This is a genomic window from Pseudovibrio sp. Ad5, from assembly GCF_001623095.1.
Lineage (GTDB): Bacteria > Pseudomonadota > Alphaproteobacteria > Rhizobiales > Stappiaceae > Pseudovibrio.
In genome coordinates this window covers 246600-259190 of record NZ_LMCH01000015.1, presented here as the reverse complement: position 1 = coordinate 259190, position 12591 = coordinate 246600, and the positions used below count along the sequence as shown (strand labels likewise).

General features: G+C 52.0%; 2 protein-coding genes. One reads left to right on the top strand and one right to left on the bottom strand.

The genetic code is table 11. From position 1 onward, the window contains the following. The first annotated feature begins 2 nt into the window (after nucleotides 1-2). Nucleotides 3-728, top strand: coding sequence for an aspartate/glutamate racemase family protein (locus tag PsAD5_RS09825; RefSeq protein ID WP_063291978.1), 726 nt, complete (start codon nucleotides 3-5; stop codon nucleotides 726-728). 5 nt (nucleotides 729-733) lie between these two features. Here the strand turns inward: PsAD5_RS09825 and PsAD5_RS09820 are convergent, their stop codons facing one another. Next, nucleotides 734-12562, bottom strand: coding sequence for a LysM peptidoglycan-binding domain-containing protein (locus tag PsAD5_RS09820; RefSeq protein WP_063291977.1), 11829 nt, complete (start codon nucleotides 12560-12562; stop codon nucleotides 734-736). Between the last annotated feature and the right edge of the window lie 29 nt (nucleotides 12563-12591).

The window sequence follows — 12591 nt, the reverse complement described above, 5'->3', positions numbered from 1 at the left end:
GCATGACCATTCATCCTGGTGGCCAGAACATTTGCGGCGTTTCAATCGGCGTTCTTTCGCTGGAAAGCTATTTCCCGAAACCTCCCGGTCACATCAAGAACCCGTCGAGCCTGCCGTTTACAACAACCTATGAGATCCTGCATGGATTGACAGTCCAAAAACTGCTGGCTGATCCCTCGCCTGAATTGCTTGAGCCGATCCTCAGCGCCGCCAAGCGTCTTGAAGATCAGGGCGTACATGCAATCACCGGGTCCTGCGGATTTCTGGCGATCTTTCAAAAGGAGATCGCAGCAGCCGTTTCTGTTCCGGTTTTTGTGTCTTCGCTCATACAGGTTCCCCTTGCCTACCACATGACCAATGCACCCGTTGGGGTCATTACCGCGTCCGCAGCCTCTTTGACGGACAAGCATCTGGAAGGTGTGGGTGCAGCCCATGTGCCGATTGTGGTTCAGGGGCTGGATGACGCACCTGAGTTTTCCGCTGTGATCTTACGCGGTGAACGCACACAGATGGACCTTGGCAAGGTGACAGAAGAGCTGTTTGCTGCGGCAGATGACATGATTGAGCGATCACCGGATATCGGTGCCGTGGTTTTGGAGTGCACTGATCTGCCGCCATATGCGCATCAGCTACAAGCGCGTATCAAACGGCCAGTGTTTGACATCATCACCCTTGCCAGCATGGCACATTCGGTGGCACATCGGTACGCCTTTCCCGGATTTATCTGAGTGTCTTACACCCCTTCTGTTTCGCTTTCATAAGATGGCAGGGGTGGAATGATGTCATCGGTGCACAGGTAGAGGTTTTGCAGGGTAAGCAAGGGCATGGGGTTTTCCGTCAGATTGGACATGATGTTCATGGCAATGTTCAGCTGAGCTGCGTTGCAGGATGGTTTATGCGTCTGTGCCCACGCCGTGATTGAGTTGGCAAGGTTTTCAAGGATATCGCCCTCAAGTTCGCCGTTGTTCTGGATGGTGACGGGGGTTGGCGGCAGAAGAGCGATTGGCAGATCGATTGGCTCTTCTGTGAGGCCTTGCGCAAGATGATAGCCGTAACCGATATTAAGCTGCAGCGTAATGTCGCCAGCATATTCACCATGAAACAGCATGTAGAAGAGATGTTCCAGATGCTCCATCAGGCTCCGCTGATAAGGCTCATTTGTGGGGTTGCCGAGGTATGCGATGTTGAGTGACTGAAAGCTGGACAATGTTGGGTGGAACGGGTTTTTAAAGGTGGCCGTCGGCGTTCTGAACACGAAGCCATCTGTGATTTTGCCGTGGATGTAGCTGTTGCGGATCATGTACATGGAAGCCAACGCATCTTGCCGCGCGAGCACCTGCATGCCCGGCATGACGACCTGACGATCACTCAAGGGCTGTGCAATATCCTGTGTCAGATAGGTCTGCTTGCTCTTCGTTTTCTGGGTGTAATAGTAGGTGTAGGTCTGCTTACCTTCGACACAAGCACTGCTATCCAGATGGCTTATCCAATCCGGGATTTCGACCACAGGATCTCCGGTTAGTCCTGCAGGCGGATTGCAATTCTCCAGTATCAGTTTGACGACCCAGCGCTGTGATGTTTGCTCCGTTGGAGTGCTATAGTCCTGATTTTCCTCCAGAATGCTGAAACTGACTGTTTCGCTGCCCTCTTTTTGTGAGGTCGCCGCAAGTATCGCAAAGCTGCTGCTGGCGTTTGCTTTACAGATTATGTCTTCGTTGACCTTGATGATCACAGCCAGAGCTTGCGCCGCCTTCTCGATGGCATCAGTTGACTGATTGCCAGCGTTTATGATTGGAACATATTGGTCCAGCGTCGTGGTCAGGTTGTTCTGGATGGTGATGAACTGCGCGAGTTCGGCAAAGGCATCCATGAAATCGGTGAGTTCACCTTGCGGTTTGTCTTTGAGGTTGAATTGGATTTGCCCATGAGCTTTGTCCTGAAGGTAATGGAAGTTCAGGCCGTAAGTGTATTCGTAGTTCCATTTGGTGATCTGGGAGAGTTTCTTAGCCTTCTTGTCATAGGCAGGGCCAGCTTGAGAGACCATGCGCGGTGTTTCCGGGAAACTGCGCAGCAAGATGGGCACTTTGAAAGACCCAAGCGGCTTTTCAAGAACCGGCGTACCTTCCGCCTGGATCGGAGAGAGCCAGCTTGAGGCTTTGTAGTCGGCTATGCCCTGAACCGGGCTGATCTGATGTTCGAGAGACGTGACTTTGTAGCTCAGATCCAGCGAGAGGCATTCCGTTGTCTCTCCCAGTTTTTCTGAGGCCTGAAGCAGGAAGGTGAGCGGTTGCTCTGCACCATCTTGCAATTTCAGTTTGGCAGACGTGAGCGAGAAAAGGCTTGAGAGAGATTTTGCGGGTGTTGGCTCCTGCGCGGCTTCCTGTGCATCCGGTGGGCAATCTGCCACGCTGTTCAGGTTGATGTTGCCGTAAAGCTGCGGAGTTTCTTCATCGCCTGTCAGCGGAATGTTGGCGGTTATGTCCGCCCCGAACGAGAGGACAGCCTGGGTTGTGTAGAGATTGGAAAGCTCATTGAGCAGCGTTTGTTTGAAGGTCTCTTGTGCGGAGGTTAGCCGCGTACTTGTGCCATCCTGATAGATGGGTGCCAGCATGCGTGCCGTGATCTGTGCAAGGCTCTTCTTTTGCTCCGTCAATGCCTCCATAAAGCCGCTGACAACTGCAGGGCTCTCACCGGTGCAGGAGATACTCTGCGGTTTGTTGGCTGCGAGTTTGTCGATGAACAGGAGTGAGGAGGAGTATTTGGGAGACAGCAGCGCGTCAAAAAACTCAAAGTACTGCTTCAGCCAGACGTCCATCTCTACATTCGAGAAGGTGCTTTGAACCGGAGTGCCTGTGAACTTTCCTGTGCTTGCGTCAAAGTCATCCAGTCCAGCATAGGGATAAACCGAGGCACTGCGGGAGATCAGCGTGTTACTGACTGGAAGCGGTGCGTATATTTCTGGCTGGCTTTCATCTGTGATGTGGAAGGAGATTGGATCTCCCTGCTTTGTGCCAATACGCACACCCCAGGTTGCGTTGGAAGACACGCCAGCGGATGGCGCATATCGGTTGATACCGGAGGCGACCATCATTGTGAAATCCGGACCATGGATAGTCTGCGCTACACATTGCGCAAACTCTGCCAGAATGTCTGGCTTTGGCTTCGTCGGTTTTTCGGAGTCTGCGTCACCTTTTTTAGGTTTCGGGGCACTGACGGTGGTTCTGATTGCTATGGTGTTGGCAACAGATCGTGTCAACGGATCGGCAGCGTAATCACCGACCGCTATACCGTGGGTTCGTTTGAAGACAAGCTGTGTTGTGAGCTCAATGATTGGTTCCTGATTGAGGCTGCTCATTGGCACTGTTACAGGCAATGAGAGCGGCGGAATTGTTTCAAAAGTATCGGTTTCTTCGAGGTTGCTTTGCCTGATCAGGAATTGCTCGATGTCTTGCCACCAGCCGACCAGCTGTTCAAGTTCGTGTACTGAGAGCTGATAGGTGTTGAGCGAGAGTGTCGAGTTGACCTCTATTGCAAAACCGTTGGGGTCATTGAACTGGGCCAGCATATCTTCAACGATAACCAGTGCTGAGTGCGCTCTTTGCTGTGCGATCTCCGGATTTTGGCCTTTTTGCGGGAAGAAGGGTCCACTATCAAAGCTGAAGGTGATGAGGATCGTGAAGTTTTCCGGGGTCGTTTCGGCGCTACCCTCAGGCTGCACTGTCCAGTTTGCTGAGGTCGAGGGCCACTGAGAGAGCGGGATGATCTGATCTGTGTAGCCCTGAAGCGCCGGTTTTCTGTTCAACTTTCCTGCGGGCTTTGTCGGCTCGTCCAGTGTTGATAGGATCGTATTGCCGTAATAGTCGTTCCATCCGAGTTGAGTTTGCAGGAGCAATCCGTTGGCACTGTACGGGTTCAGTGTCGTGGCTTCTGATGCGTTTTCGGTTTTTACAAGGCTGAGATACGATATTACGCCATGATACATTTCCGCATCGCCAGCAGACGCTTCCAGAACATATCGGATCTTTCCCTCATAGGGCGAGGTAGACTTGCCTGAGGCACCAATGGGCAGGCCCATATTGCTTGGTCTGAAGTCCTGATTTCCCAGAATCTTATAGGCCAGCAGGCTGTAATTGTTGAGGAGCAAGGCCGTCGCGTAGTCGTCTCCTGTTCCGCCCTTGGGTATCTCCGGCGCCTGTTCACGTTGCGCATTAAGTGCCTGAACACCGGGATGTTCACCGGGTTGAACAGTCAGCGGACCCGCGCGCAGAGTGAGTGTTTGACCGGAGACGAGCAATTGCTCCATCTCTGCGTTTGTACTGGCAACAACGATGGGCTCGGTGCCAAAGTAATCCGCAATTTCTGACAGGCATGTGTAGCTCGACAAATCATTGCTCAAAGTCTTGGAGCCAATTGTCAAATCAATCACAGGCAACCGTATTGGTGCGCTTGCTGGAACTGTTTCGCCAGTCAGACGCGGGTTTACCTGCTTTAGCTCTTCAACGCTTGTCCCAAAGCGCAAGGCGATACTTGCGAAGGATACATCACTGCTTTGTGGAACCCGATAGGTACCCTGCTCGATGCTGACGGTTTTGCCCGGTATCAGCTGGATTTTGCCGTTCGCTGATGTTTCTTGACTTGAAGCCAGAGTGTTGGCGATGAGTGAGTTGAGGTTGGAGTGATAGCGTAGCGCAATGCTTGCCAGCGTATCATCGTCAGTGGTCGTGTGCTCCACCAACTCGCCTTTGGCAGCAGCTGTTAGTGATGTGCCTGAGCCTGCGATTGGCTGTGCAGTTGCGAGCCCGTTAATGTAGGCGTGCATGTACTCCTGATCTTCATGGATGATGACCAGAGACAGCGTCGCCTCACCTTTTTCGTTGAAGACATCTGGCGGCAATCCAGTCTGCCCGTCATCAGCGGTGTAATAGAGATAGAAGCCACCCGAGTTAGTGATGCCAGCTTCCCAAAGCAGTTTGATCAGTGACATGGGCGTGTTGAGAAGCGTTGGGCTCTGGCTCTCCTTTGCCGCCTCAGACAACAGCTCTCCGCTTGGATTGGTCACCGTGGAGAGGTTGGTTTGCGACAGGCCGAAGGTGACATTGCTGCCGCCCTCACCCACAAAATGTGTACCGCTGCTTTGTGAGCCTTTGCTGTAACCGAGCGTGAGAGACGCAAAGCTATGATCCGCAGGCAGGCTTTGCAGCAATCGCTCCAGAATGACAACGCCAGCTGAACTCACTCCATTCAGCTCATAGGTTGTTTTCAAGGCCGCATCCGCCGCCGTTTTGGCTTCCGTCGCTGGAGCGTTCGATGTTTGAACTGGCAGTTTCTTGATGGAGAACTCAATTGTTGATGCCCAGCCATAGTTCGTCAGCGGGGTTTTGATGGCCTTTCCAGTTGCAGCATCCATCGACACCTGCTCAACAAGGAGCTGAGGAGGCACAACTGCGTTGTTTTGTGCGCTGTTGGCACCAAGTGTCGTTAGTGCTGCTGAAAGCGTCCACAAACGCAGATATTGGGTACTGGATGGCTTTTGAGGGTCGTTTGTGGGAACGTTGATTGGCTCTGCACTTTGCCAATTGATGAAGTGCGGGATTGGGAAGGCGCTTGGTTGCTGTTCAACCTTTGCAAGGAGTGAAAGTTCCTCTGGTCCGGCAGACAGGTACTCTGTCTGCCCGTAGGCATTGACGGCTTCAATGCGTTGATAGTCTTTGCTTGCAGTCGCCTCATTGTCTGACGGTACATCCACCTCGTATTTCAGGGTGGTTTGATCATTTCCAAGTGTGATCCAATCTGCATCCTTTGGCTTGCTCAGCAGCAAGGAGAGACTGCTTGTTAGCGGTGTTGGAATGGCGAGCTGCTGACCGGACAGAGCGAACAGGCCAGCCTCATTCGGCAGACTGAGCTTTCCAGCCTCATCCTTTTCAACCCAGATGCCCTCTACAAGTGGTGTGATGCCATCTGTTGGCAGACGCATACCATGGAAGTAATAGCGTGAGGCCATGCCTGACAGGTGGGTGATGCCACCCGTACGCTGCACTTCCTTGATGAGCTCTCCAACGGGGAACTGAGGCAGATGCACGATGCTCAAACTGCCAGCATCTGATCCTGCGTTGGAGCCTGAGGCGCCCGCAAAAAGATCGGTGAGCTCTCCGTTTGCGGTGATTGCCAGCGCTTCAACATCAGCGTCAAACTTTTGCGCGATGGATGAGAGGGTATCCGTATCCGCTGTCTTTTGCGTGAACGCTGGCATCTGCAACGTAGAGCCGACAACCAGAAGGTCCTGCTGGGCTTGCACAGCACTGCTGCTGGTCAATTCATCGATGGTAATCCCAAGAGCTGTTGCGACTGCATTTAATGTTTGCCCGCCAGAGACTGTGTGCTTCTTCTCAGTTCCATCTGATGTGGTGTAAACAATCTGAGCACCGCTGCGCAAAAGGTCCGCGACTGCCTTGTTTTTACTCATGAGGTCAGAGGCTTCGACAGTCGCATTATATGGGTTGTTGCTGGCTAATTTTTGGAAGGAACTGTTCGCAGGGATCACAAGCGGTGCAGTCGGAATTGTGACGTTGAGGCCTGCTGTCAAAGGGTGGCTGTTGTTGGCTTTGAAGAGGTCTGTGAGGGTAAAGTCTGCTCCGGAGAATGCACCTTGGCTGTTGACCCAACTCACAATGTAACTGGGTGTTTTTCCAGCTGGGAGCGGATAATTGAAGTCGCGTAGACCGCTCAGGAGGTTTTGCATCATCTGCTTCATAATCAGCATAAAGTAGTTTTCATATATATATGATGCTATTGATGTTTTACTGCCAACTCCATCAATCTCAAAGGGGGATTTTCCACTCTCTTTTTCCACCTGAACACTGAGCTGGTTAAAGTAAACTGTTAAGTCTTCCAGGTACTCGGTGGTTATGGAATTGTAGTCTGCAAAAGTATAGGAGAGCGATGTTTTGCTGTCTTGTTCCAGCGCGATGCTGAGTGATGGCAACATGGGGAAATAGGTCGCTTGCGCCTCTCCTGAACGGGACGGCAAAGCAATATCGAGCATGAACTGTTGCTGCAGGAACGTGGTGATGTCCTGCTGGGTCAGTGCGTCTGACGAGCCTTCCAACTCACCCAGCCTGTTCAGTATGGCGTTGATCTCAACCGCGCTGATTACGTGGTTATCGACCTGGTCTGCACTGGGGTTTTCATCACCCATGGTCGCGGCTACAAGCCAGCGGGTTACCATCTTGGCCAGAGCCTCGAATGCAGTGTCTGTTTGCTGCCCTGCGGCCTTCTCATAAAGCTCCGCATCTTCCGGAGTTGCTGGTGCGGGTGCGGAAATGAATAGGTTGGCGACGTAACACGGCAACTGTGGCGCTCGGGCCTCTTCAGAAGACGACCAGTTCTCATCCTTTGCCAGAGTTAAACCGTAGCCCAGATGGATCTCTAGCGGGTTTTGAGAGGGATCCGCAGCGGGTTGCAGGTTTGCCCAGCTGAACTCTACCGGAGCTGCCTCATAGGCTCCCGTTAGCATTGGCAAGCGGCTGTAGAGCGCTAGGCGGTCCGCTAATGGTGCAGCAAGCAAGCCTTCGTAGGCTTCCGAACCATCAAGCCAGGGAGCTTTACTAGGATCCTGGAGAGCACCTAGTTTGAAGGTGGTATGAACGTGCGCGGAGAAGCTGAAGCTCACTTTGATGGTGAACAGGCCAAGATCAATCTTCGCAGAGGCGCGGACATCCACTTTAGCTGAAATTGTGAGTGGGATCGGCTCGTATGAGGCAAGCTTGATCTGTGCGCTGACCTCGATCCTGATATTGACCGAGGCCTTGATGATAGCAAAATCTATGGTGCCGTACAGTTTACCGATGATGCCAAAGGTGCCTGTGAGGGAGAAGAAATATTCGCCCTGCAGTGACAGAGCATCGCTGCTGCCTGAGTGCTGACCTTCATAGGCATTCCACTTTGCTAAAATGCCTTGCAAAATCCCGAAGGCGGTGAGGCTGAAGCCCGCTTTGAGAATGCCCATATCAACAGACTTTCCAAGCCCCAGCTGCGCGCCGAAGCCGAAGACCAGATTGGGGTTGAAGAAGCCTCTTGTGGAGACTGGCAGCCCTTTGACAGAAGCGGCAGGCAACTTGCCAAAGTAGAACCCTCCTCCACCTTTTACCGGAATGCCCGGCGGTACGATGGCCTCAACTGAAAAGGAATGCGAGAAATTGTTGTTCCAGGGGAAACCGACATCAATCTGGAAGTCACCGTTGGTGTAGACCTCAATCCCGAATGTGGGCAGTGTGATTGTCACGGCTCCAACATCAATGCGGCGCATGATTTCCGGCAGTTCGATGGAGGCTGAAAACTTACCAAGGCCCGGTGAAACCTTTTTATAGATGACCTGAAAATCCAGACCGGAGAAGACCTTAGCCGCTTTTCCATTACAGGCAATGCGCAGTGCATAGAGACTTGGGTCCGTCAGAACCACTTGCAAGGTGAACGTGTACTTCGCGCCAGTGCTTTCAAGATCGCCTTGATGTTCCTGCCCTAGTTCTTTGCTGGAATCGATCCTCAGAACACCGAAGTCCGTTGCAAACAGCCAGTTGATATCACCAGCAAAGCCGATGTCGGGCACCTTCTTCACTGAGGGTTTGTGAAGGTCTCCCAGAATATCGACAGCTTGCTGCACGGTGGTGACGTCTTGCAGGCCTTTGACGTCCACATGCTGTCCACCAGCGAGTAAACGCAGGTCAAGATACTTATTGCCAGCACCGCCGGGGCTTGGCGTTGTGGAGGGTTGATCTGCACGCCATGGCGGCAGCTTTGTTGCTTCCAGTTCGCTATCAGACAGCCAGGGAAAATCACCTTCCAGCTGCACGAAAACGCCTGATTTCTTTTTATAGGTGAGCGAAATGCCGGTCACTGAGGCGATTAAAAGGTCGATAGGACCAATTTTCACATCAAATTTAACGCTTCCGGTGTTAAAATTCCATTTGAGTTCAAAATCAGAAAGTTTGACATCATTTAACAGGTCAAATGGCGCGGCGAGCCCAAACTTTGTTCCGGTCATCCATTCCACAAAGGTTTCGACCATGGCACCAAGTGTGGTGGTATCTGTAAACCTGATCGTAGCACATTGATCAGCCAATACCTCTGCCGAGAACACGCCCCATGTGATCCCGAAATGTGAATGCATTTTGGCATATTCATAAAATACGGTGAGCTCGATGTTTTCCCAAAGCACGTCGGCTGTCAGCAATGCGTATTTGCTGTTTTCTTTTGCGGTTTCATAACGGGTCAATGATTTGGCTGGTTCAATGAAGACAATCTCTTCGCGGTCATCAAGCACCGGAATGCGCGCTTTGCTGCCGGGTAACAGAAGCTCACTTCCGCCCGTATCTCCAATTTTTGCCGTGAAGGTCACATCCGGGAGCCATTTTGGCCTCACGTCTTTGTTGAGGCTCACTGTTCCCCCAAACTCATAACTGGCCGCGGATGTTCCGATGCCCGTTGAGAAGGTTACATTCAGATCTGAGAGGTCTACATCGATAGCATCCGGTGCCCAGTTACTGCCGAAATAGGCATCAATGATCTGGCTGACCTTGATAGGCGTGTCACCCTGCTCTCCGGTAAACGTCCAGAGATGGTTTTGCGTGTCGAATGTAGCTGTCACATTAATTGGGACGGGCTGAACATTCGGCAGACCATCAAACAGCATTGTTGAGGCTTTGATGGAGCCTACCGAGTTGGTTCCAACGCCTTTGACTTGGATGTAGATGTCGTTGAGCTCGAACTTTGCAGGTGGCAAGGTGATTTGCCAGCCTTTCAAATTTACGCCAGCCTCAACGGAATAAGAGCTGCTATTCTTGTTCTGTCCGGGAGAATATTCCAGTGACAGGTTTGCAATATCGGCATCAACGTCAAGGTGATAGCCGCTCGGCAGTAATGCATTCACGAAGTCCGAGACAGGCAGGTTTGCCCCATCCGGGCTAAGTGTTGCCGTTACTGTGGTTTGTGGATAGGTGGTAGAAACGTCGAGAATTGCTGGGTTACTGCTTGAACCGATCATAGCATCTGTGGAGGCCACCCAGCTTATCTGACGTTTGCCGGTTGGCTGGGAAGCGGTGATCTCAAAACTCAGGTTCTTCAGATTCAATCCACCAAACAGATCCCATTCCTTGCTGTCTTTCAGGGAAACCTGAAAACTTTCTATCCTCTTGTTTTTTTGGTCATAGTTGAAGCGCAGGCCATCCACATTCAGCTCATTCAGGTCGGCGAACTCAGAAGGTATTGAGTTTGCAAAATTCATCCCGCCTATGAGCGTGAATATGGAGTTCAGTGAAGGGGCAGCCTCCTCTGCAAATGCCCCCTGCACCACCATCTTGTTTTTGGCAGAGCTTGGGAAATCCATGTGGAATGGAATGAGCGTGTCGCCGACCTCAATAGAGGTTTGCACACCGCCTGTGAGCCGCGCACCATTGCTGGAAAACTCGACGGACAGACCTGTGTCTTCCAGTGCGAACCATTCAACGCCTGGTAGTTCAAGCTTTTCCAGCGAGATTTGGAGTTGGGCTTTGTAATTGCTTTGGTTTTTACTCGCTCGCCCCAAGCTGGAGACCGTAAGTGTGACTTCCAGTTCTGTGCCGAGAAAATCCGAGGTCTTTCCCTGCACGATGATCTTGCTGAGCTTTTTTGAGGTGTAGACAGGTTTGATCGTCACGGGGCTTTTTACCGAGCCAATTGTCAGTCCGCCTGAGCCCAGCACTGTTTGCAGGAAGGTGTGGAACGGTCCCTCTTTCAACACATTGGGGATCAGAGCGAGCATCCCATTTTTTGTATTGTCCGTCAGCGTGGTTTGTAGTGTTTGCAGATCAGAAAAAATACTGTCGGAGACGCCACTTGCGACTGAAACGAGAGCAAATCTGGCAGCTAAAAACCCGAGCGCTTGTAAGAGCTTATCGTTTTGAGGTGCGGTGTAATACTGTTTGAGGCCGTCAAAATACTCGAAGTACTCGCCCTTTTCTGAGCGAAACTGGGTCACCATATCCGATATGGTTTGCACCAGTTCATTGGGCGGCATGGTTGCTTTGTAGCCCTCTTGAAACGCAGATGTTCCGAGAGCAATCTGGTTTTTAGAGCTATCTAAAAGCGTAGCGGTGGTTGGTGTTGTGCTGCTGGCGGCTTTGCCCTTGCCGTTTCCAAATGTGCTTGGATAAGGGTTGGACGTGAAATTGCCGAGTTTGAAGAACGGCTTACCCAGGTTCACAGCCAGATTGGCGCTTTGAGTGCCTTCCAGAACGCTTGGCAATGTGGCTGCGCCATACAAATAGTCAATCGCGTCTGGCGGCAGATCAGACAAGGTGGTGACAACCGTTGCACCTGGTTTCAGTTTGCTGAGGAAAGCAGCCCCAGCAGAGCCTGACAGGTCCTTATTCAGGTAAATATCGGCACCTGAGCCAGAGGTATTTCGGAACACTTGCTGGTTCTTGCAGTAAGCGTTGATGTTCTTTGTCTGCTCATCACGAGACGTGCTTGTGCCCTGCTTCGCCGCGTTCTTTTGGGGAAAATATCGCGCAAGTGTTTGCCATGTGGAACTGCTCAAATCATCTAGAACAGCGATGACAACCGGCTTTTTGGTAAAGCCCTTTTGCTTTTGCAGGAGTGCGGCTGCAGCGATGAGTTCAAAGGCAATCCCTTCTGTATTGCCGACAAGCGATGTTTTGTCTGTCGATGACCCTGGCAGGCTCGCAACCGGAAAGAACTCGATGCCGGATTGGCCTGATTTTCCAAGAGCATTGCTGATGTTCTGCGCCGCACTCAATGCCTTGGTGTTGACCTCGGGGATCTTCCTCAGGTCCGCCCAGTTGAGCTTTGTAGTCAGGTCCTGTTTGAAACTGCGATAAGCAAACTGTGAGCCTTGCAGAACGAGCTGGTCATCGAGATTTATGGTCTGCTTGAGACCCGGCAGCACCACTAAAGAGTTGGCGGAACAGGTCTTCCCAGCCTGCGTGCAGGTTTCAGCTGTCCAGAGATAGGGTTGTAGCAGGACAAAGTAGCTGCATTTCACTGCAGTCGCGATGCTTGTATTGTCTATGTTGGGAATGTTACCGCCGCCACATAGGCATAGCGGCATCGTGCCAGACAGACCTGGTACGGAACGATGGGTTATCTCGCCAACGGTGGTTTCCTGATAAGCGTGAAAGGTGATTGTAACGCCGTCCAGCGTCATTGATGCGCGGGTGGTCGGGTCAAAGCCGGGTAGCAGCTGCGCCAGCTCCTGCAGGAGTGTTTTTTGGCCACTGTCGTAAATCAGGTCCACATCTACCTGAAACCCAAGGGAAATCATCCGCCGCATAAGGTTGATGGTGTTGGCGGCACTGCCTGATCTTGGGTCTTGTGACAGAAAATAACGCAGTTTTTTGCCGAGCAGAAAATCCGTGAGCCGCCCGATGATACCACTGGAGAGCGTTGCATTCAGATCCTGGGCAGCGGAGGCAAACAGTTGCACCAGATTGGCAAGCTCTGAGGACAGGTTCTCTTCGTCTGGCGTGGCTACACGCTCGAGTGGTTCGATTGGACTGTGCTCGTTCATCTTGCTGCACCAGTGCTGATTGAAGGAGT